At 34.4% G+C, this 22,314-nt stretch carries 22 protein-coding genes and 1 tRNA gene; 16 read left to right on the top strand and 7 right to left on the bottom strand.

Going from position 1 to position 22,314, the window contains the following annotated elements:
- The first annotated feature begins 76 nt into the window (after nucleotides 1–76).
- Both QLQ94_RS05680 and QLQ94_RS05685 read left to right on the top strand, forming a co-directional pair.
- Nucleotides 77–424: an ISAon1 family transposase N-terminal region protein gene (locus tag QLQ94_RS05680; RefSeq protein ID WP_427401293.1), complete on the top strand. Its 348-nt coding sequence runs from the start codon at nucleotides 77–79 to the stop codon at nucleotides 422–424.
- 22 nt (nucleotides 425–446) lie between these two features.
- The gene (locus tag QLQ94_RS05685) at nucleotides 447–1,400 is read left to right on the top strand and encodes an ISAon1 family transposase (RefSeq protein ID WP_482499945.1); all 954 of its coding nucleotides are present in this window, start codon (nucleotides 447–449) and stop codon (nucleotides 1,398–1,400) included.
- 398 nt (nucleotides 1,401–1,798) lie between these two features.
- Here the strand turns inward: QLQ94_RS05685 and QLQ94_RS05690 are convergent.
- Nucleotides 1,799–1,878: transfer RNA gene (locus QLQ94_RS05690), tRNA-Leu, on the bottom strand.
- A gap of 230 nt (nucleotides 1,879–2,108) precedes the next feature.
- Here QLQ94_RS05690 and QLQ94_RS05695 point away from each other — a divergent pair.
- From QLQ94_RS05695 to QLQ94_RS05710, 4 genes are all read left to right on the top strand, one after another.
- Complete coding sequence (locus tag QLQ94_RS05695; protein ID WP_271338757.1) at nucleotides 2,109–3,050, top strand: ribose-phosphate pyrophosphokinase; 942 nt, start codon at nucleotides 2,109–2,111, stop codon at nucleotides 3,048–3,050.
- 102 nt (nucleotides 3,051–3,152) lie between these two features.
- Nucleotides 3,153–3,764 (top strand): 50S ribosomal protein L25/general stress protein Ctc, encoded by a 612-nt coding sequence (locus tag QLQ94_RS05700; RefSeq protein ID WP_042564800.1) that lies wholly within the window; start codon nucleotides 3,153–3,155, stop codon nucleotides 3,762–3,764.
- A gap of 615 nt (nucleotides 3,765–4,379) precedes the next feature.
- Entirely contained in the window at nucleotides 4,380–5,054 is a 675-nt protein-coding gene (gene pth, locus QLQ94_RS05705) for an aminoacyl-tRNA hydrolase (RefSeq protein WP_271338756.1), read from the top strand.
- Nucleotides 5,055–5,192: 138 nt separating this feature from the next.
- Nucleotides 5,193–5,804, top strand: a complete 612-nt coding sequence (locus QLQ94_RS05710) for a superoxide dismutase (RefSeq protein WP_271338755.1) — start codon at nucleotides 5,193–5,195, stop codon at nucleotides 5,802–5,804.
- Nucleotides 5,805–6,764: 960 nt separating this feature from the next.
- Here QLQ94_RS05710 and QLQ94_RS05715 read toward each other — a convergent pair.
- Together QLQ94_RS05715 and QLQ94_RS05720 are read right to left on the bottom strand one after the other, a co-directional pair.
- Entirely contained in the window at nucleotides 6,765–8,663 is a 1,899-nt protein-coding gene (locus QLQ94_RS05715) for an amidophosphoribosyltransferase (RefSeq protein WP_271338743.1), read from the bottom strand.
- 80 nt (nucleotides 8,664–8,743) lie between these two features.
- The gene (locus QLQ94_RS05720; protein ID WP_055097600.1) at nucleotides 8,744–9,667 is read right to left on the bottom strand and encodes a PfkB family carbohydrate kinase; all 924 of its coding nucleotides are present in this window, start codon (nucleotides 9,665–9,667) and stop codon (nucleotides 8,744–8,746) included.
- 246 nt (nucleotides 9,668–9,913) lie between these two features.
- Here QLQ94_RS05720 and QLQ94_RS05725 point away from each other — a divergent pair, with 246 nt between their 5' ends.
- Nucleotides 9,914–10,474 carry a hypothetical protein gene (locus tag QLQ94_RS05725; protein ID WP_271338744.1) on the top strand — a complete coding sequence of 187 codons (561 nt, stop codon included), beginning with the start codon at nucleotides 9,914–9,916 and terminating at the stop codon, nucleotides 10,472–10,474.
- A gap of 177 nt (nucleotides 10,475–10,651) precedes the next feature.
- Here QLQ94_RS05725 and QLQ94_RS05730 read toward each other — a convergent pair whose 3' ends face one another.
- Both QLQ94_RS05730 and QLQ94_RS05735 read right to left on the bottom strand, forming a co-directional pair.
- Nucleotides 10,652–11,047, bottom strand: a complete 396-nt coding sequence (locus tag QLQ94_RS05730) for a hypothetical protein (protein ID WP_271338745.1) — start codon at nucleotides 11,045–11,047, stop codon at nucleotides 10,652–10,654.
- A complete protein-coding gene (locus QLQ94_RS05735) occupies nucleotides 11,034–11,618 on the bottom strand; it encodes an RNA polymerase sigma factor (RefSeq protein WP_271338746.1) in 585 nt (194 codons plus the stop codon). Before QLQ94_RS05735 ends, QLQ94_RS05730 begins: the two co-directional genes overlap by 14 nt.
- 478 nt (nucleotides 11,619–12,096) lie before the next feature.
- Here QLQ94_RS05735 and QLQ94_RS05740 point away from each other — a divergent pair, with 478 nt between their 5' ends.
- Entirely contained in the window at nucleotides 12,097–12,444 is a 348-nt protein-coding gene (locus QLQ94_RS05740; protein ID WP_271338747.1) for a DUF6249 domain-containing protein, read from the top strand.
- Between the two features lie 737 nt (nucleotides 12,445–13,181).
- Here QLQ94_RS05740 and rnhA read toward each other — a convergent pair.
- Nucleotides 13,182–13,658, bottom strand: a complete 477-nt coding sequence (gene rnhA, locus QLQ94_RS05745) for a ribonuclease HI (protein WP_271337740.1) — start codon at nucleotides 13,656–13,658, stop codon at nucleotides 13,182–13,184.
- Nucleotides 13,659–13,782: 124 nt separating this feature from the next.
- A complete protein-coding gene (gene purN / locus QLQ94_RS05750) occupies nucleotides 13,783–14,346 on the bottom strand; it encodes a phosphoribosylglycinamide formyltransferase (protein WP_271337738.1) in 564 nt (187 codons plus the stop codon).
- 175 nt (nucleotides 14,347–14,521) lie between these two features.
- On the opposite strand from purN, the gene QLQ94_RS05755 reads away from it, so the two are divergent.
- The 8 genes from QLQ94_RS05755 to QLQ94_RS05790 all read left to right on the top strand — a co-directional run bounded on the left by QLQ94_RS05755 (nucleotide 14,522) and on the right by QLQ94_RS05790 (nucleotide 22,312).
- Nucleotides 14,522–14,758, top strand: a complete 237-nt coding sequence (locus tag QLQ94_RS05755; RefSeq protein ID WP_007137004.1) for an acyl carrier protein — start codon at nucleotides 14,522–14,524, stop codon at nucleotides 14,756–14,758.
- A 244-nt stretch (nucleotides 14,759–15,002) separates the two neighbouring features.
- Entirely contained in the window at nucleotides 15,003–16,256 is a 1,254-nt protein-coding gene (gene fabF, locus QLQ94_RS05760) for a beta-ketoacyl-ACP synthase II (RefSeq protein ID WP_271337728.1), read from the top strand.
- Between the two features lie 9 nt (nucleotides 16,257–16,265).
- On the top strand, nucleotides 16,266–17,006 hold the full coding sequence (gene rnc, locus QLQ94_RS05765; RefSeq protein WP_271337727.1) for a ribonuclease III: 741 nt from the start codon (nucleotides 16,266–16,268) through the stop codon (nucleotides 17,004–17,006).
- A 125-nt stretch (nucleotides 17,007–17,131) separates the two neighbouring features.
- Nucleotides 17,132–17,620, top strand: a complete 489-nt coding sequence (locus QLQ94_RS05770; RefSeq protein WP_271337726.1) for an IPExxxVDY family protein — start codon at nucleotides 17,132–17,134, stop codon at nucleotides 17,618–17,620.
- A 5-nt stretch (nucleotides 17,621–17,625) separates the two neighbouring features.
- Nucleotides 17,626–19,056 (top strand): pyruvate kinase, encoded by a 1,431-nt coding sequence (gene pyk, locus QLQ94_RS05775; RefSeq protein WP_271337725.1) that lies wholly within the window; start codon nucleotides 17,626–17,628, stop codon nucleotides 19,054–19,056.
- Between the two features lie 292 nt (nucleotides 19,057–19,348).
- Complete coding sequence (locus tag QLQ94_RS05780; RefSeq protein ID WP_271337724.1) at nucleotides 19,349–20,128, top strand: DUF2490 domain-containing protein; 780 nt, start codon at nucleotides 19,349–19,351, stop codon at nucleotides 20,126–20,128.
- Nucleotides 20,129–20,140: 12 nt separating this feature from the next.
- On the top strand, nucleotides 20,141–21,541 hold the full coding sequence (locus tag QLQ94_RS05785) for a DUF2252 domain-containing protein (protein WP_271337723.1): 1,401 nt from the start codon (nucleotides 20,141–20,143) through the stop codon (nucleotides 21,539–21,541).
- A 30-nt stretch (nucleotides 21,542–21,571) separates the two neighbouring features.
- Entirely contained in the window at nucleotides 21,572–22,312 is a 741-nt protein-coding gene (locus tag QLQ94_RS05790) for a DUF2092 domain-containing protein (RefSeq protein WP_271337722.1), read from the top strand.
- Nucleotides 22,313–22,314 lie beyond the last annotated feature (2 nt).

Here is a 22,314-nt window from a genome sequence, read left to right on the forward strand (position 1 = left end):
TTATGGTGGATGAAGCGCAAAGCTTGGGGAGGAAATGTCAAAATAAAATAAGAACTTTGTAATCTAAGAATTTTATATGACCCCTATAGAACTTTTGAAGTTTATGCTTCCTGATTTTTTAGTAGAACATTTTGAAGTAGTTTCATCTACTAATAGCGAAGAAATATTACACCTCTATTTTGAAGAGCATGCTAAACCTCCAGAAGAGTTTAGTGATCTTCAATTAGTCTCAAAGGGTTTTCAAGATGAGATTACCATACAGGACTTTCCTCTGAGGGGTAAGTTCGTGTATTTACATATCAAAAGACGTCGCTGGACTAATAAAAATACAGGTGAGATCGTTAAAAGAGATTGGAATTTAGTAGCTAAAGGAACCCGCATGACTCAAGAGTTTGCGGCTTTTTTAAAAGAAATTAATAGATAAAACTGCTATTGACTGTCGTACCATTGGAGGTTTCTTTGGAGTCAATGGGAAAAAATTACAAAGACAATACAAAAAATTTTTAAGCTCCTTTAGTACGTGGGCTCCACGTGAACATGCACATGAGTGGATTATTTATCCTGAAAATATAGGTACTCACTTGTCAATTGATGAAGTAGCCTTGTCTCAGGGTGAGCTTTTTACTATTGTAACCAATAAGGAAGCTAGAGGTAAAAAAGGATGCCTAGTTGCTATTATTGAAGGGACAAAGGCAGATCAGGTCATTGAACATATTTGTAAAATTAATTACAAAAAAAGAAGTTGGGTTCAAGAAATAACACTTGACATGGCTAATTCCATGAAATTGATTTCCAAAAAATGTTTTCCAAAAGCGGTACAGGTTACCGATAGATTTCATGTTCAAAAATTAGCTCTAGAAGCATTACAGGAGATTAGAATAAAATATCGTTGGGAAGCTATGGATACTGAGAATCGATTGATATTACAAGCGAAAAGAGAAAACAAAACTTATCTGCCAGATCTTTTATCTAATGGAGACTCTGTAAAACAGTTGCTCGCCAGAAGTAGATATGTTCTTTATAAATCCCGCGATAAATGGACCGAAAGACAAAACGAACGAGCCCAATTGTTATTTGGCTTATATCCAGATATTAAAAAAGCATACAGTTTAACCCAACAACTACGAGGTATTTACAACAATAATAACAATAAACACATTGCGATGACCAAACTGGCACATTGGTACAGGAATGTAGAGGAGTCAGGGTTTAAAAATTTTAATATTCTTTTAAATACCATAACGGTTAATTACCAGTCAATCTTAAACTATTTTGACAATAGAAGTACAAATGCTTCAGCAGAATCTTTTAATGCCAAAGTAAAAGCATTTAGAAGTCAATTTAGAGGAGTACGAAAAGTAGATTTTTTCTTATTCAGATTATCCAATCTTTTTGCGTAATCCCCAACTTTTGCGTTTGATCCATTATGGTTTTCCGTATTAGCATAATAGTTTTATTGGTGTTATTTGTTTGTAATACATAGACTTAAGGTGAGTTTTGTAGAAAACAACATTTAATTTAAAATATTTATTATGGAACAAATCCAAGCAATTAAACCAGGTCCGAAGCCTAACAAACCAGATGGGAAGCCAGATGAAAGAAGACGAGTTAATCCACCAAATCAGCCAAAGCATCCTGACTTGAAACCTCATATCCATAAGCCAAAGGATTAAGAGGCCTAACGTTAGAATAAAGAGAGATAATCTAAAACTGTCTCTCTTTGTGGATTACGTATTTTTTTCAGAACATAAAAACCGTATAAAACCAAAAAAACCTCTTCGAAAGAAGAGGTTTTAAGTACCCGGAGCCGGAGTCGAACCGGCACGGTTTCCCACAGGTGTTTGAGACCAGCGCGTCTACCAATTCCGCCATCCGGGCTTAGCAGACGAAAAAATAACTAATAAATCAATTATTTTAACGCAATAGAATAAGTTAATTATGATGTCATAACTGTGCTTATTCCTTTAACACGGTGCAAATGTAAAAAAATAAATTAAATGTTCTACTAAAAATACTTAAATTTTTCCTTTCAGTGTCCAATAAATTTTCTAAATTTGCACCTCGTTAAAACGAAGCACACACAACTAACTACAAAACAACAAATTATAATGTCGCACCTAGAACCAGAAGCTAAAATTTTTGCTTGTTCACAAAGTGTTTATCTTGCAGAAAAAATTGCAGCACAATACGGAATTCCGTTAGGAAAAGTAACGATGTCAACGTATAGCGATGGAGAATTTCAGCCATCATACGAAGAGTCAATCAGAGGATTACGCGTTTTTATCGTATGCTCAACATTTCCAACGGCTGATAATTTGATGGAATTGTTATTAATGATTGATGCAGCAAAACGCGCATCAGCAAGACACATTACAGCTGTAATGCCTTATTTTGGTTGGGCAAGACAGGATAGAAAAGATAAACCAAGAGTTCCGATTGGAGCAAAATTAGTAGCTAATTTATTAGATGCTGCCGGAGCGACAAGAGTAATGACAATGGATTTGCACGCAGATCAAATTCAGGGGTTTTTCGAAAAACCAGTAGATCATTTATTTGCATCTACAATCTTTTTACCATACGTAGAAAGTTTAAAATTAGACAATCTAACTATTGCATCTCCGGATATGGGAGGTTCAAAAAGAGCATATGCTTACTCTAAGTTTTTGGCATCAGATGTAGTAATCTGTTACAAACAAAGAAAAGCAGCCAACGTTATCGACACTATGGAGCTAATTGGTGAAGTAAAAGGCCGTAACGTAATATTAGTAGACGACATGATCGATACTGGTGGGACACTTGCTAAAGCAGCAGATTTAATGATCGAAAAAGGAGCATTAAGTGTTAGAGCAATTTGTACACACGCCATTTTATCAGGTGACGCATACGAAAAAATTGAAAACTCAAAATTAAGCGAGTTAATAGTTACCGATTCTATTCCGTTAAAGAAAGAATCAAAGAAAATAAGAGTAGTGAGTTGTGCACCTCTTTTTGCTGAAGTTATGCACATGGTGCACCACAACAATTCCATTAGTGGAAAATTTATAATGTAATAAATGGCAATATGCTTTAGGCTGTAAGCTTTAAGTATTGAAATGTCGATAAATTTATTACGAACAAACAAGAATATTTATTAATAACTATATTTTTTTACAATGAAATCGATTACAATTAAAGGATCAGAAAGAGAAAGCGTGGGAAAAGTGTCAACTAAAGCCTTACGTAATGCTGGAGCGGTTCCTTGCGTGTTATACGGAGGAAATCAAGCAGTACACTTCTCAGCAGACGCTGCAGCGTTCAAAAACTTGGTTTACACTCCAAACGCACACACAGTTGTGATTGAGCTTGGAAAAGGAAAATCATTCAATGCAATTTTGCAAGACATTCAGGTTCACCCGGTATCTGATAAAATTTTACACATTGACTTCTTTCAATTATTTGATGACAAAGAAATCACTATGGAAGTTCCAGTAAAAGTTGTTGGTACATCAAAAGGTGTTCTTGCAGGTGGTGTTTTACGTTTAAACACACGTAAATTAAAAGTTAAAGCTTTGCCTAAAGATCTTCCTGATTTTGTTGAAGCTGACATTACTCCACTTGAAATGGGTAACAAATTATATGTTACTAAAGTTGGTTCTCCAGAATACAAAGTGATGCACCCAGAGAACACGGTTGTTGCTCAGGTAAGAATCTCTCGTGCTGCTATGAAAGCTGCTCAAGAAGCTGCAAAAGCTGCAAAAGCTCCTGCAAAAGGAAAGAAAAAATAATTTTTTTCAAATTCAATATCAAAGCATCAATCGAAAGATTGGTGCTTTTTTTGTTTTTAGAGGTTCTTAGTTGCTAAGATGCTGAGGTTCTGAGTTGAGCTTTCTTGTGTGCTTTGCAGTTAAGATTAAATTATCTAATTACCACATTTTCTAATTTTTAAATTTTTCAGAAGCAGAAACTTTAAGGTTTCTCAAGACCAGATGTTCCTGCCATCCGCTATATCTTTTCCTTGCTAAAGAAGCAAGAAAAAGGATGCCGCTTCTGTCAGGGCTAGCAAGAAATGTAGTTTCTATAAGTGACTAAGATGCTGAGGTTCTATGGAGAAAAAGTTTCTAGTGTGTCAGACTGAGCGGAGTCGAAGTCCGCAAAGTATTTCACTTTAGATTGTCGAATTTCTTGCGGCACTTCGACTCCGCTCAGCCTCACAAAAATTGAGATAATAATATAGTATCAAATAATAAATCCGCACAAATCCGTTTAAATCTGCGTCATCCGCGTACCATTCTCAATTCTTTGTGAACTTTTCGGTTCTAAATAAATTATCTCATTGACACGTTTTCTAATTATCTAATGAACAAATTGCGACATTCTCTAATTAATCTTATTTTTGCCACATGATAAAATGGATAACAAAACTGTTTTCATCAACACAAAAAGAAGAGAACACAGACAATATGAAACCGGAGGTTCACGAACACCCAAAAAACAATATAAAAAGCGTGAGTAAAAAATATTTAATCGTAGGACTTGGTAATATTGGTGCCGAATACGTAAATACAAGACATAATATAGGATTTAAAGTCCTGGATTTTTTAGCTAAAAAAGAAGGGCTTTCATTTGAAACGGTAAAACTGGGCGCTTTAGCCGAATACAAATTCAAAGGAAGAACCTTTTTCCTGCTTAAGCCAAACACTTATATGAATCTAAGCGGTAAGGCTGTAAAATACTGGATGGACAAAGAAAACATTCCGTTAGAGAATATTTTGGTCATTACAGATGATTTAAACCTGTCATTCGGAACCATTCGTATCAAGCCAAAAGGAAGTGACGGAGGTCATAACGGATTGAAAAATATCAATCTGGTTTTAAACACGCAGGAATATACCCGTTTTAGATTTGGTATTAGTGATCAGTTCAAAAAAGGGCAGCAAGTAGATTATGTTTTAGGCGATTGGGACGAAGAAGAAAAGGCAAAATTGCCAGAACGATTAGAAGTAGCTTCAGAAATTATTAAATCATTTGGAACTGCAGGATTAGAAAACACCATGACAACTTTTAATGGAAAGTAAAGATTTACAGTTATTTAACTGTTAAGTAATCAAATTATCAGTTAATTAAATGGAATTATAACGAAATAGTATTTTCTATTCCAAAGTTAAATGTCTAAATTTGGTATAAATTATTATAAATCATAAAATCATAATATCATGGCTTTTGAATTACCACAATTACCTTATGCATATGATGCACTAGAACCACATATTGATGCTCGTACAATGGAGATTCATTATACAAAACATCATAATGCGTATACAACAAATCTTAATGCTGCAATTGCAGGAACAGATTTAGAAGGAAAAACAATCGAGAATATCTTAATCAACTTAGATAAATCAAACGCAGCAGTTCGTAACAATGGTGGAGGTTTTTACAACCACAATTTATTCTGGACTGTAATGAGTCCAAACGGTGGTGGATTGCCAACTGGTGATTTATTAGCTGCTATCGAAGCTTCTTTTGGAACTTTTGAAGAGTTTAAAGCAAAATTTGCTAAAGCTGGAGCAACGCAATTTGGTTCAGGATGGGCTTGGTTAACTGTTCAAAAAGGAGGGAAACTAGAAGTTGTAGGTACTCCAAATCAAGATAATCCATTAATGCCGGAAGCTGCTGGTAATGGTGGAACTCCAATCTTAGGAATGGATGTTTGGGAACATGCTTACTACTTAAACTACCAAAACAGAAGACCTGATTATATTGAAGCTTTCTTCAGTGTAATTAACTGGACAGAAGTGGCTAGAAGATTTGCTTTAGACAAATAGTCTGTTTAAGAGAAAATAGAATAAAGAGTAAAGAAAAAAGACGAGTGCCGAAAGGTGCTCGTCTTTTTTTGTATTTACATTTCAATCTTTATTCTATTCTCTTTGTTCTATTTTCTTTAAAAATAAAAAAGGTGGAATTTCTTCCACCTTTTTTGCCCCAAATCTACCATAAACTTACCTACTAATGTTATGGTTCAGTAAATATAGAAGAGTTTTTCTTATGAGAAAAACTTTTCTGATGAATGACAGATATATCCGACTAAGTAAGAAAAAAGATAGAATTAGGTGAGTAGAGAATGGAATAAAGAGAATAGAATAAAGAGAATAGAATAAAGAGTATAGAATAAAGAGTATAGAATAAAGAGTATAGAATAAAGAGGAAAGGATCTAGAGGAAAGGATCTAGAGGAAAGGATCTAGAGGATGGAATGTAAAGGGGAGAATAAAGGAAATAGGAAAGGATAAAGAAAAAAGAATCTAGAGGATAGAATATAAAGGAAAATTAGGAGAGGATAAAGAGAGAGTGCAAGGTTCTCTGTTTAAAAGCTATATTCTTGCTTTTAGTCTATTTTCTATAATCTTTATTCTTTTGTCTTAAAAAAAATAAAAAAGGCGGAATCTCTTCCACCTTTTTTGCCCCAAATCTACCATAAACTTAACCTACTAATGTTATGGTTTAGTAAAAGTATGATAGCTATTCTTATTAAAAAAACTTTTCTGATGAATGGTCAATATATCCGACAAAAAGAATGTAATACTTTTAAATTGAAATACTTGAGTTTATTCCAATAAAAAAGGTGGAATTGCTTCCACCCTTTTTGCCCCAAATCTACCATAAACTTAACCTACTAATGTTATGGTATCTCAAAAGTATTGTAGCTTTTCATTTTTACCAAACATATGGGATGAACGGCAAAAAAAACCGATGAAATGCACAAATTAACCTTTTGTTAGTATTTTATTAATACGCTCTTGCGTCTTTTCCTTCGTAGAAATTCATGAAAGCTCTGTTTACAACACGATTTCCTCCTGGTGTAGGATAATCTCCCGTAAAGTACCAATCTCCAAGATTTTTAGGACATGCAATGTGCAAATCTTCTACTTTTTGGAAAATGATTTTTACTTCGGCATTGATTTCCGGAGAACTTAACATTTCGGCAATTTTAGCCGAAACTTCCTCAGGAGTAAACTGATCGTAAATGGCAGTAACATAATTTACAACATCGCTGTCTATATAGTTTTCCTGTGCTTTACATTTAGCATAAACTTCATCAACAATATGATATAAGTTTCTTTCTTTCAATAAGGCCAAAGCTGCTCTAAAAGCTACAAGGCCTTCTAATTTTGCCATGTCAATTCCGTAACAGTCAGGATAACGAATTTGTGGTGCCGATGAAACGATTACGATACGTTTAGGATTTAAACGGTCCATCATTTTTATGATACTCATTTTAAGCGTTGTACCACGAACAATACTGTCATCAATAATAACTAAGTTGTCAGTTGGTTTGATCACGCCGTAAGTCACGTCGTAAACGTGAGCCACAAGATCATCACGACTGCTGTCCTCTGTAATAAAGGTTCTTAGTTTAGCATCTTTAATAGCTACTTTTTCCGTACGGATTTTTACAGCCAGTAATTCTTGCAATGTTTCAGCCGTAAGAGTATTTCTGTTGGCGAGTATATAATTGTTTTTTCTTTGATTTAAAAAATCCTGAGCAGCTTCGACTAAACCATAAAATGAAGTTTCGGCAGTATTCGGGATATAAGAGAAAACAGTGTTGTCTGTATCACTTTCAATAGATTCAAGAACTGCAGGTAAAATTAATTTTCCTAAGTTTTTACGTTCCTGATATATTTCAGCATCACTTCCTCTTGAGAAATAAATTCTTTCAAAAGAACACGCTTTCTTAACAGTTGGTTCCAGGATTTGTTCCATAGAAACTTTTCCGCTTTTCTTGATGATCAAAGCATTTCCTGGTTCAATTTCCTGAACACTTTCAAAAGGTACGTTAAATACAGTCTGAATAACAGGTCTTTCAGAAGCTACAACAACAACTTCGTCGTCCTGGTAAAAATAAGCCGGACGAATTCCTGCCGGATCTCTAAAAACGAACGCATCACCATGACCTAATAATCCGGCCATTGCGTAACCGCCATCAAGGTTTTTAGCGGAGCGGGTTAATATTTTTGCGATATCCAATCGGTCTGCAATAACCGGCGAAGCTTCTCTTTTAGAATAACCTTCTAATTTGCAGTCCTGATACAATTGCATTACTTCTTTGTCAAGAAAATGTCCAATCTTTTCCATAACTGTAACAGTATCCGCCATTTCTTTTGGATGTTGTCCAAGTTCAACTAAGTTTTCGAAAAGTTCCTTAACATTTGTCATATTAAAGTTTCCTGCCAAAATTAGATTACGGTGCATCCAGTTACTCTGACGTAAAAATGGATGTACACTTTCGATGCTGTTTTTTCCGAAAGTTCCGTAACGAACGTGTCCTAAAAATAATTCTCCTATATAAGGAATATTAGCTTTTTGAGCTGCAACATCATTTGCGTATTCAGGATGAGAAGTCATCTCTTCGTTAATGCGCTCATTGATTTGTTTAAAAACGTCCTGGATAGGTTGTGCGTGATTAGAACGAACTCGGCTGATATAACGTTCGCCAGGTTCAACATCTAACTTAATGCTTGCAAAACCTGCTCCGTCTTGCCCACGGTTGTGTTGCTTCTCCATCATTAGATACATTTTTTGTATCCCGTAAAAAGCAGTTCCGTATTTTTCTTTGTAATATTCAAGCGGTTTAAGAAGTCTAACTAAGGCTATACCACATTCGTGTTTTAAAGCGTCGCTCATTGTTTTTGTATTTTGTGTTGTTGTAAGTTGTGTGTATTAACGTAATAAAAAAGCCCCGTTATTAGCGAGGCTTTCGGGCATTATATTTCTATGTCAAACTGAGTTAACGACTTAAACTGTTGTAATCGAATCGCTACTTCTGCTTTGCTTAATGTTTCCATCCTTTCGGTTCCAAATTTCTCCACACAAAATGAAGCTAAATTAGATCCGTAAATAATTGCGTTTTTCATGTTGCCAAAAGAGATGTTTTCGCTTTGTGCAATAAATCCTGAAAAACCACCTGCAAAAGTGTCTCCTGCTCCTGTTGGATCAAAAACATCTTCTAATGGTAATGCCGGTGCAAAGAATACTTCTCTATTATGGAATAAAAGTGCTCCGTGTTCTCCTTTTTTGATCACCACATATTTTGGTCCCAATTCCTGGATTTTGTTTGCCGCTTTTACTAAAGAGTATTCTCCTGAAAGTTGTCTTGCTTCTTCGTCATTGATTGTGATTACGTCTACACGTTTGATTACGTCAAGTAATTCCGGAAGAGCGCAGTCCATCCAAAAATTCATAGTGTCTAAAACTACTAATTTTGGTTTTTTCTCCATTTGGTCCAAAACACTGCTTTGTACTAAAGGATGTAAGTTTCCTAACATCACAACATCAGCATCTTTATAATTTTGAGGAACTTTTGGTTGAAAGTCAGCCAAAACGTTTAACTCAGTTACCAATGTGTCTCTAGAGTTTAAATCGTTGTGGTATAAACCGCTCCAGAAAAAGGTTTTTCCGCCTTTTACAATTTCGATACCGGAGATATCAATATTTCTTGAAGTTAAAAGATCTAAATGTTCTTGAGGAAAATCGTCGCCAACTACAGAAACAATGGCCGATTGTAAGTTAAAAAATGAAGCTGATAAACCAATATATGTTGCAGCACCACCTAAAATTTTATCTGTTTTTCCGAAAGGAGTTTCAATCGCGTCGAAAGCAACCGTTCCAACAATCAATAATTTATTCATTTTATGAATTTCGAATTAGGGTGCAAAGATACTTCATAAGTTGCAATATTGCAACGGTTTAAGTTCTCAAAATTTTCATAAAAAAAGAATATTGTTTTCGGGGCTAAAACTGTTGTAAATGAATGAATTAAATTTGATTCTTCTGAGTGCTTAAAATATGTTTTTTGGATTTAAAATACAATAGTTATTTTCGAAAAAAAGCATGGGAGATTTTGTTTAGATTTGTTAAAATGTCAAATTTCATTCATGAAGAAAGTTATAACCTTATTAGCGCTGTTTTGTCTGTTGATTTCCTGCGAAAGAAAAGAACCGAATTTTTCTGAAGAAATGATAGAGAAGTTGGTATTTGAAGATAATGGCTTACCTCCATATTATCTTAGATTAGACTTATATGTGTTGACAGACAACAATGAAATTCATCAAACCAATAATAATGAATTAATGTTTTTTTATAAAAAGTATTACTCAAAAGAGTTCAAATCGTTTAATGAATTTTTAAATGCCAGCTTAAATGCCGATTTTATTTTTGATAAAAAGCTATTAAAAAATAATGCTAATTATTTAACTAGTTTTAAATTAAATCCAAAATTGGAAAAAGAATATTCCTCTTTAGGGTTTAATAAGTTTCTTGAAAAATATTCAAAATCATCCTCTAGGAAAGATGAGCTTGAATTTAATAAATCAAATTTAAATTCTGATGAATATTCAGCGTTTAAATATTTTCTTTATGTAAACAAATACGATGTAAGTTCTGATTGTTATTTGGGAATTGATTATATTAGAAAAAGAAAAGATTCTTTTAATTGAGCTCCAATTGATACTTCATAATTTTTAGCTTTTTCGTTTCCCATCTTTTATTAAATTATTCTAAAGATACATTGTTGACGATTTTTCGGCAATTTTAATCCATTTCAAAAAATAGTCCTTCGATGGTTTATTGTCGTTTTGGGTGTTTTCTTTTTCAGTCATAATCTTCGTTTAATTCTACAACTCATACTTCTTATCAAAATAATTCTTTAAAATCCCAATTTGAACTAAAATCATAAAAGGCACTATTAAAAGCGCATACAATATATTTTTAGAAAAATGAATTCCTGAAAATAGAGTAGAAGCTTTGTCTAGATATACTAGCGCTGTCTCAGAATTAGAAATGTCGTTGTTGGCGAAAATAGAATAACACGTCAAAGCAATTAAACTGATACCAATAAATATCCAGGTTGTTTTAGAAATCAAAGGTTTGTATGCTTTTATTTTACTTTTCTCAGTTGCTAAAACATGAGACATTATTTTTGAAGTAAAGTCAATAGATGGCGATTCCAAAGTAGTTTCGGCCATCATTTTATCAATTAGATTTTCTATTTCTTTATCATTTTCTTTCATAACATTCTATTATTTCTGGTTCTAATTGCTTTTTCAAAATTACGGCTAATTTTTGGCGGCTTCTAAATAATTTTACCTTGACGTTATTGGTATTAAGGCTCATAATTTTTCCGATTTCTTCTAAACTCTGATCTTCAAAATAAAATAAAGTTAGCAAGAAATTTTCTTCACTCGGTAATAAATTCAGACAATTCTGAATCGCCTGTTTTCGTTCTTTGTCTTCCAGAGCAGTTAACGCGTTGTCCATCGTTTTAATTAAATGTGCCGAAAATTCATCTATCGATACATTGAGGTCTTCTTTTTTATTTTTCTTCAGTCGGTCTAAACATGTGTTATAGGCTACTTTATAAATCCAGGTCGAAAATTTAGAATCACCTTTAAACTTGCTTAAAGAATTATAAGCTTTAATAAAAGTATCCTGTGCAACTTCTTCAGCCTCTTCTTTGTTTTTGACCATTTTAAGCGCCAATGTAAAAATCATATTTTTATAACGATCAACCAGTACGGCAAAAGCATTCGTCTCGCCGTTTATAATTTTATCGATATAATGTTGATCGCTTATTGTGCTCATATTATGTAAGACGACACGTTCTGTAATTAGGTTACAACTATTTGAAAATAAATTCGAAATTTTTAAATCCCCAATCTTAATAAAATAAATTCCAATTTTTAAATTCCAACTTTATAAGAGGAAATGTAGATTAAATTCTAATCTATATGTTTATAGAACTTTGTCAAAGTTTATCCTTTCCCAATATTGTCATCTCGACGAAGGAGAGATCACACGCGAAATTGGCGGTTTACTTTGCGGAGCTTCTAGTATGATCTCTCCTTCGTCGAGATGATACAGAAATTCGCCACTAGATTTATCGTTTTGTGGCAAAGATTTATTGTTTCTCGAAAATAATTTTAAACTCAAAATTAACTGATATTCAGTAAGTTTTGGGGTTTTTAATTTAAAGATTGGAATTTATTTTAAAATTCTTGTAACCTCAATTCAAAACATGTCGTCATATGGGGTATCAATCAATTATAAAACAAAAAATATTATGGGAGCACAAATTTTAGTACCAATAAGTATGTTTCTGATGATCTTCGGAATTGTTTATCTTATTTACTCAACAAGAAACAGAGAGCGTCTTGCTCTTATAGAAAAAGGTGTCGATGCCAGTATCTTTTTGAAAGGACACGGAAAAGGTGTTCCCGTTTGGAAGGTGCTTGTTTTAAATCTTGCTTTTTTATTAATAGGTAGCGGAGTAGGGATTTTTGTCGCTTTGCTAATCACAACTTATACATCTCTTGTAGATTCAGCCGTTTACCCATCGATCATTTTTATCATGGCGGGAGTTGGTTTATTGGCAGGATTTAGCAAAGCTAAAGATTTGGATAAAGAATAAAAGATCGTTTAAGTTAGTACCATTAACGATTATAACGCGTCAGGAACAATTGTTTCTGACGCGTTTTTGTTGTGTGCCCAGCATGGGCGATAACTCTAGGGTGTAAGTCCCGAACACGCCTTTACAGTGGGAAGTGTTAGCTGAATGCAAGGGTGTCCATCGCGAGGTGGAATCTGAAGGAAGCAGTAGGCAAACTCTTGACCTGACGAACAGAAACTATATAAAAGGCCAAAGATGTTGGATAAGGTTGCAACACAAACTGAAGTCCAAAACTGTACGGAAACATCATGGTAAATATAGCAGGTATATGAGAGGAAAGTTGTCGTTCTTACCTGGGGAGGTCTTATAGACATAGGGGGAGTTTTTTTTTTAAGAAAAGCACTTATGGATAACAATTGCTATAAGAAGTCAGCAGAGGTCATAGTAGGTACTGTAAATGAGTACCGAAGGACTGAACTTAATTAAGTGAGTAGTAAATGAATGTTACCTATGAAGGCACGAATGCAGAAAATATCAAGTAATTTGATAACTACCTTGGAAAGGATAGGACGGAATCCGACAGCTACCAGGGAGTGCAGACCTTTATTGGGATAACTGAAAACAACCTCACGGAAGTACTTTAGGTTAGGTATCTATCTTAAAATGTATCGTAAATTAAGAACCGCCTTGGTACGGATCCGTATGCCGGGTGGTGTGGAAGGTCGCCTAGGGAATTAATCCCTAGGCTCCTATCCGATTTATGATTTTGAACCTATAGTTTCGTAATAAACATCAATCGAAAGGTTTTTCTGCATAGCTGCCATAACGGCCAATTCGTCGCAACGTTCGTTTTGTGGGTGATTATTATGACCTTTGATCCATTTAAAATCGACTTGATGTTTGCGATAGATAATTAAGAAGCGTTTCCATAAATCGGGATTTTTTTTGCCGGCATAGTTTTTTTTCTCCCAGCCAAAAACCCATTTTTTTACAACGGAATCAATTACATATTTAGAATCAGAGACAACCAAAACCTTCATGTTTGGGTTTTTTAGCTTTTCAAGTCCAACAATTACAGCCAAAAGTTCCATTCTGTTATTTGTAGTCAGGCGGAAACCTTCGTAAAATTCTTTTTTATGCGGAGTTCCAACTAATTCCATCACTACACCATAGCCCCCATTTCCGGGATTACCTTTTGCAGCGCCATCTGTATATATATGTACTTCGTGATTCATTTTAGACTTCTTGGATTTTTAGATTATTAGACTTTTTAAATTTTTGGATGTTAGACTTTTTTGAATTCGTTAAAGGTTATGTTTAATAATCTCACGATCTAAGAAGCCTGACAATCTAAGTGATCTATTCTTCCAATAATCTCGAAATGATTTCCGGAAAATATTTTTGTTCCAGTTCATGAATCTTTTCGGCTACTGTTTCCGGAGTATCTTCATCTGTCAAGGCTACATTTTTCTGAAAAATAATTCCGCCTTCATCATAATGTTCATTAACGTAATGAATTGAAATCCCGGTTTCTTTCTCTTTATTGTTTACTATAGCCCTGTGTATGTGCATTCCGTACATTCCTTTTCCGCCATAATTAGGTAGAAGTGCCGGATGTATGTTGATTATTTTATTTGGATATTTTTCGATTATATGATCAGGGAATTTCAATAAAAAACCTGCAAGAACTATCAGATCCGGATCGATTTCTTGTATCTTCTGTAAGAGGTTTCGCTCCAATAATTCGCTTTTTGAGAAAATTTCAGTCGGAATTTGATGATTTTTTGCTCTTTCGATAACTTTTGCCGCAGCATTATTGGTAAAGACCGAAACGACTTTTGCGATTTTGGTTTTTGCAAAATATTTTATGATATTTTCAGCATTAGTTCCTGATCCTGAGGCAAAAACAATAATTTTTTTCATAATTGAATGTAATTTGAGAATGCAAAAAACGGAATAATAATCGAAAATAAATAGTATTAAAAAGTCTTTCTTGAAATTAATTTTATAAATTAGTGTTACATTTATAAACTAAATCGTGGTTTTAAAATAAAGTTTTTTATTTTTGCCAACAAATTAAATTCTAAAATTAAAGATTATGTCAGACATTGCATCAAGAGTAAAAGCGATTATCGTAGACAAATTAGGTGTTGACGAAAACGAAGTTGTAACAGAAGCAAGCTTCACTAATGATTTAGGAGCTGACTCATTAGACACTGTTGAGCTTATTATGGAATTCGAAAAAGAATTTGATATTCAAATTCCAGACGATCAAGCAGAAAACATTGCTACTGTTGGTCAAGCTATTTCTTATATCGAAGAAGCTAAAAAATAATAATACTGCACCCGAATTTTCTTAAAATTCCAACTTTGAATACCCAAATTCCAAAATTGGGATTTGTTTTTTAGAAAATTGGAATTTTAAGAAAATCGGGTGTTATTATTTTTTTAAAATTAAATTTCGATTGGTTTTTCAATCAAAAAGATATATTTATATTGTAATGCCCATGGCTCTTAAGTAAACAATACAGTTAAGAAAGCGTGGGTTTTATTTGTTTAAAGTACAAAATACATATTTTATGACGTTAAAGCGAGTTGTTGTAACAGGATTAGGTGCTCTTACTCCTATCGGGAATAATATCCAGGATTATTGGGAGGCACTTGTGAATGGGGTAAGCGGAGCCGCTCCTATCACGTATTATGATACAGAGAAGCATAAAACGAAATTTGCCTGTGAAGTAAAAAACTTCAATATTGAAGATTACATGGATCGCAAGGAATCTCGAAGATTAGATAAATTTGCTCAATATGCCGTTGCTGCAAGCGATGAAGCTATTAAAGATGCCGGACTTACTAATGATAATATAGACAAAACAAGAGTTGGTGTTATTTGGGGAGCTGGTATTGGGGGTTTAGAAACTTTTCAGGAAGAAGTAATGTATTATGCTAAAGGAGACGGAACGCCAAAATTCAATCCGTTTTTTATTCCTAAAATGATTGCCGATATTGCGCCAGCACACATTTCGATGCGTAATGGTTATATGGGACCCAATTATACTACTGTTTCTGCATGTGCATCTTCTGCAAATGCATTGATCGATGCTTTCAACTACATTCGTTTAGGAATGTGTGATGTTATTGTATCAGGTGGTTCAGAGGCTGCAATTACTATTGCAGGTATGGGAGGTTTTAATTCTATGCACGCTTTATCAACGAGAAACGACAGTCCGGAAACGGCTTCAAGACCTTTTGACGCTACCAGAGATGGTTTCGTTTTAGGAGAAGGAGCAGGAGCTTTGGTTCTTGAAGAATACGAACATGCTAAAGCCAGAGGCGCAAAAATTTATTGCGAAGTTGGCGGAGGCGGAATGTCATCTGATGCTTATCACTTGACTGCACCACATCCGGAAGGAATTGGAGTTATTGCAGTAATGAAAAATACATTAAGAGATGCTGGAATGAAACCGGAAGATATTGATCATATCAATACTCACGGGACTTCTACTCCGTTAGGAGATGTTGCCGAATTGAAAGCAATTAGCGCTGTTTTTGGTGATCATGCAAAAAATATCAATATCAACTCTACGAAATCAATGACAGGACATTTACTTGGTGCTGCCGGAGCTATTGAAGCAATTGCTTCGATTCTGGCAATGCAACATGGTATTATTCCTCCAACTATCAATCATACTGTAGTTGATGAAAAGATTGATCCGTCATTGAATCTTACCTTAAACAAACCTCAAAAAAGAGAAGTAAATGTTGCTATGAGTAACACTTTTGGTTTTGGTGGACACAATGCATGTGTATTGTTTAAAAAATTAGTTGACTAATTTCTGTATATGAATATTATCAAAAAAATATTTTCTAAATCCCGTTCTCTAGAAGACGGGATTTTTTTTGACACTATTCAGAAAATACTTGGTTTTGAGCCTGCTAAGATCGATTTTTATAAGAAAGCTTTTACGCACAGATCTTCAAATAAATTAGACGAATCAGGACATCCAATAAATTATGAACGACTTGAATTTTTAGGAGATGCTATGTTAAGTGCTGTAATTGCAGCGCACTTATTTAACAAAGCACCAAATGGCGACGAAGGTTATTTGACTAAAATGAGGTCAAAAATTGTGAGTCGTGAGCACTTGAATGAATTAGGCAAAGATTTAAACTTAGTTCGGTTTGTAGAAAGCAAGGTGCCTATTCAGCATTTTGGAGAAAATATTCATGGCAATATCTTCGAATCTCTGGTAGGTGCAATCTATCTGGATAAAGGATATGCGTTTTGCGAAAAGTTTATTCAAAAAAGAGTTGTTGCTCCTTATGTTGATATTGCACGACTTGAGGGAAAAGTAATTAGTTATAAAAGTTTGGTTATTGAATGGTGTCAGAAAGAGAAAAGAGTTTTTCATTATGATATTTTTGAAGATAACGGTATTGACGGCCAACGCTTATTTGGCGTTAAATTAAGTATAGACGATAAAGTAATCGCAAGAGCGCGAGCAACTTCAAAAAAGAAGGCAGAAGAGAAAGCTTCACAAAGAGCATATTTTGCATTTCAGGAAAAAATAGACAAGAAATAGCTACAAGTTTGCTGTAATTATACTTATGCTATAACGTTTTCGTTTATAAATTAATAAAAACAACCCCATCTTAACTATTTAAGCTCCGTTAGAAATAGTATATTTACACCTTGATTTTTCATGACATGGCTATTCATAGATTGGATTTAGACGAATTTGACGAAATTGATTATTATTTAATGGCGATCCACACTTCATTAGAAGATTATAGATTGGCCTATTTTATCAATAAAAACCTTCCGATAAACTTAAGTAAGAGCAAAAACGAGATCCATGCTCAAACTAAGGAAGGCGAGGCGAATTTTTCCCGATTCTATTATTATGATGCCGAAAAAGCAGTTTCATGGAATTTGATTCAGAATAAGAATGAGATCATTTCAGTGAGTAAAAATGATTCTCAAGATTTGTTTTCCAATGAGACAAGTGAGGTTTCAACAACAATTCATTTACTTCCTGAATTCAAAAAGGTAGATTTTTTCCTGAAAATAGAGAATAGCGAAGAGGCTCTCGATTTTTCAGAAATTCAACAACAGTTAAATACAATAGAAAGTATTGCGGCTATTTATGCTGTGGATACTGATAAAATAAAATCAAAAAACAATCTAATTTTTTAAAAAAAATGTTAACAAACAAAAAAACCAAAATTGTCGCTACACTTGGTCCTGCATGTGGTACGAGAGAGATCATCAAAGATATGATCGATGCAGGGGTTAATGTGTTTAGAGTTAATTTTTCGCATGCTGATTACGAAGGAGTAAAAGAGAAAATTAATATTATCAGAGGCCTAAACGAAGAGTTTGGTTACACAACTGCAATCCTTGGAGATTTACAGGGACCAAAACTTAGAGTTGGTGTAATGGAGGAAGGAACAGTTGTTAATGATGGTGATTTAATCACTTTTACAACAGCGGAAGATATTATAGGAACAGCTCAAAAAGTGTTCATGAAATATCAGAATTTTCCAAATGATGTAAATGCTGGTGAGCGTATTTTGCTTGACGATGGAAAACTTATTTTTGAAATTGTTTCGACAGATAAAAAAACAGAAGTTGTTGCTAGAGTTATTCAGGGTGGAGAATTAAAATCTAAAAAAGGAGTTAATCTTCCAAACACTAAAATTTCTTTGCCGGCTTTGACTGAAAAAGATATTGCAGATGCTATTTTTGCTATAGAGCAAAAAGTAGACTGGATCGCACTTTCGTTTGTAAAAACACCTCGCGATTTACAAGATTTGCAAGAATTGATCGCTAAACATTCAGAATATAAAATTCCGATTGTTGCTAAAATTGAAATGCCGGAAGCTCTAGAGAACATGGATAAAATTGTAGCATATTGCGACGCTTTAATGGTGGCACGTGGAGATTTAGGAGTTGAACTTCCTGCACACGAAGTACCATTAGTTCAAAAAGATTTGATTCGCAGAGCGAAAATTGCAAGAATTCCTGTTATCGTTGCTACTCAAATGATGGAAACAATGATTACAAGTTTAACTCCAACAAGAGCTGAAGTAAATGACGTTGCAAACTCTGTAATGGATGGAGCTGATGCTGTAATGTTGTCTGGAGAAACTGCCACAGGAAATTATCCTGTACAAGTTATTCAAAGAATGACTCAAATTTGTGAAGCTGTAGAGGATTCCCCACTAATTCAGGTTCCACAAAATACACCACAGATTAAAACAAAACGATTTGTTACTAAAACAGTTTGTCATCAGGCAGCTTTATTAGCAAATGAAATCAAAGCAAAAGCAATTTGTACTTTGACAAATAGTGGTTATACTGCTTTTCAGGTTTCAGCCTGGAGACCGTCAGCACATATTTTAGTGTTTACTTCAAACAGAAGAATCTTAACACAATTGAATTTATTATGGGGAGTTAAGTCATATTTCTATGATAAAGACGAAAGTACAGATGATACTGTTACAGATGTAAATAAAATTGCTGTTGAAAAAGGTTATGCTGTAAAAGGTGATTATTTGATCAACCTTGCAGCTATGCCAATTAAAGATAAAGGAATGGTAAACACCATGAGAGTTTCTGAAATAGAATAATCATTTAGATTTAAAATATTTAAAAGCCATTCGATACGTCGAATGGCTTTTTTTTGGTTTGGACTTTCTCTTTTTAATAAAACATCTAAGGCTTTTGATAAATTTCAAAGGTCTTTTTTATGATTATTGAGAATGATAAATAATATATTCAAGGCTAATTTTGTATAATTTTCATTTTTGAAACAGAAAATTCTTAAAAAAGCACAGATACATGCGATTCTACGGACCTACAGTAGCTTATTTTGATAAAAGCTGGAAAATGGATGATATTAAAGAAGTGAAATAAAAATTTATGAATTGCATACACATTTCTAAAAATCTGTTTGTTTTAATTGTTCTGACACTTTTTTGCAGCGTAAAAACAAATGCCCAAAAAATGGAGCAGAATGTTGCGGCCTGGGTAGGTTATGAAATGTATCTTCCTTTTAAAGAAGACGGACGATGGGGTTTGTTGCTTGAGGGATATTCAAAAGGAAATCAATTTGTGTCTGAACTTCAGGGTTCTTTTTACAGAGTGGGTGCGAACTATTATCTGAAAAACGGAAACCGGTTAGGAGCAGGAGTCGCTTACCAGTGGGATTTGCCATACGACGAGGTTTCATTGCTCTATAACAATCCGGATTACAGGATATACGAGCAATTTATATGGCGTATTGTCAGGAAAGAAGGAAATGAAGTATGGTCGCAACGTTTTAGGATGGAGCAACGCCGGTTAGGACGAAAGGACGATCCTAATAGTACAAGTGATCATTTTGATTATTACAAATTCGAAAATACGTTTCGATATCAGGTTCGTTATCAACTGTGGTTTAAACAGAGATGGGCGGCAGTAATTTATGATGAAGTTCATATAAGAACCAATGCCGCCAGCGGAAATGAAAATTATCTGGATCAAAACAGGTTGTATTTAGGAACCGCATATAGTCTTGATAAACGCAGGGAAATTAGAATGGAATTAGGATATATGAATCAGATCTTTTTTAAATCTCCCGATACTGAAAGTGGGCTTAGCAGAATGAATCATACGATTAGAATTACGCTGACAACTGATTTGCCTTTTAAACGAAAATAAAATGTAGAAGTTATGACTGATGAATTCACAGAAAACAACGGAAACAGATTTGATCCTGCAGCATCAAAGGCAAAACGTTTTGATAAAGGTGTTGCCGTTAGAAAAGTTACGCCCCGTTCAGCCCATCACGAATGGAACCCAAGCGAAAATAGGGAAGACCCAATAGCAATTCTAATTGAAACAAGTATTGGCAGAATTGAAAGTTTATTACCAATTCGATACCGTCGAATGATGGAATCTCCATTCGCATTTTTTAGAGGATCTGCCGCAATTATGGCAGCTGATTTGGCACAAACACCAAATACAGGAATTGATCTTCAGCTTTTCGGGGATTGTCATTTAATGAATTTTGGAGGATTTGCAACCCCGGAACGTAAACTGGTTTTTGATATTAACGATTTTGATGAAACGTTTCCCGGACCGTGGGAATGGGATTTAAAAAGACTAGCCGCCAGTTTTGTAATTGCCGGACGATGGAAGAAATTCTCAAACAAAACATGCAAAGAATTTGCCTGGAATGTTGCGGATAGTTACAAAAGGCATATGTTGGAATACAGCAAATTATCAGCGCTTCAAATATGGTATGCTGACATTGATCTTGCTGAACTTATTGATAGAGGTGGAGATGAGGATATAAAATCATTTCAGCAAAAGCGAATCAAAAAAGCAGGAGAATATACAGCTCACGAAAAAGAATTTGCAAAAATGACTTATCAGGAAGGTTCCCGAGCCCGAATAAAAGACGATCCACCGTTAATTTATCATCCAACAGGAGAAGAGGGAAAACGAATTTTAAAGGAAGCTGAAACCATACATAACAGATATTTAGAAACATTATCTGATGAAAAGAAAGTGTTGTTAAGCAGATATTCTTTGCATGATCTGGCCATAAAAGTAGTAGGAGTAGGAAGTGTGGGAACACTTTGTGGTATTAGCTTATTAATGTCGGCTACGGGAGAACCTATTTTTTTACAATTTAAAGAAGCCAGAAAAAGCGTGTTAGAAGCCAATGTAAAAGCTAAAAGTAAATGCACACATCAGGGTGAGCGAATCGTTATGGGACAAAAACTGATGCAATCTGCTTCGGATATGTTTTTAGGATGGACAAATGACGACAACAATAAGTTTTTTTATATGCGTCAGCTTCGTGATGCTAAAGTAAAGCCGGTGCTTGAAATTATGAAATCTAAAAATATGAGTGATTATGCAAAAGCCTGCGGTTGGGCACTCGCAAGAGCACACGCCCGCACAGGAGATCCATCTGTATTATCAGGCTACATTGGGAAAAACAATGAATTTGCGAATGCAATTGCAAAATTTTCTATTTCATATGCCAATCAAAACGATTCAGATTATAACAAAATGTTAGAAGCAATAAAAGAGGGAAGATTGCCAATCTCGGCAGAAGCCTAAACTTTCAATTAATTAATAAAAATAGAATCTATGAGTAAAAAGTTTTTGTTTTTGATGGGCTTTGTGATAATGACAATCACAACAAAAGGCCAAACACAGCGTATCGATTCTACGGCTGTTTTTCTCTTACATCGAGCTGGCGAAACGTTGCAGGACATAAAGTCTTGTAGTTTTACAGCGATTACAACTTATGATGTTCCAAACGAAAGTTTAGGGCTTATCAAACATTCGATAAATGATAAAGTCACAATTAAGTTTCCTGATAAAATGAAAGTTACTTCATCAGGAGATAAAGGAAATCGTGGTTTATGGTACAACGGTAAAAAACTAAATTATTATTCGTTCGATAATAATACGTACGGTTTTACGACAGCTCCCGCATCTGTTATTGAAACTATCGACGAGGTCAGTAAAAAATTCGGGATTGAATTTCCCGGGGCAGATTTTTTCTATCCCACATTTTTACAGGATTTACTGTCAGAACAAGGTGATTTGATTTTCTTAGGAAAAACGATAGTCGATGGGCGTGAGTGCTTTCATATAGCAGGAAGTGATAAAACAAAAAGTTTTCAGTTCTGGATAGAAAGCGATGATTTGTTTCTGCCGGTAAAATTAGTAATCATTTATACGTCTGATAAAGATAAACCGCAATACGAAGCACTGTATAAAGACTGGACTATAAATACTGATTATCCGGACTCTATGTTTGAATTTACGACGCCTCCAAAAGCTACAAAAGTAAAGTTAGCACCTAGAGAAAACACGAAATAATT

It is taken from the genome of Flavobacterium sp. B114r (assembly GCF_056824125.1).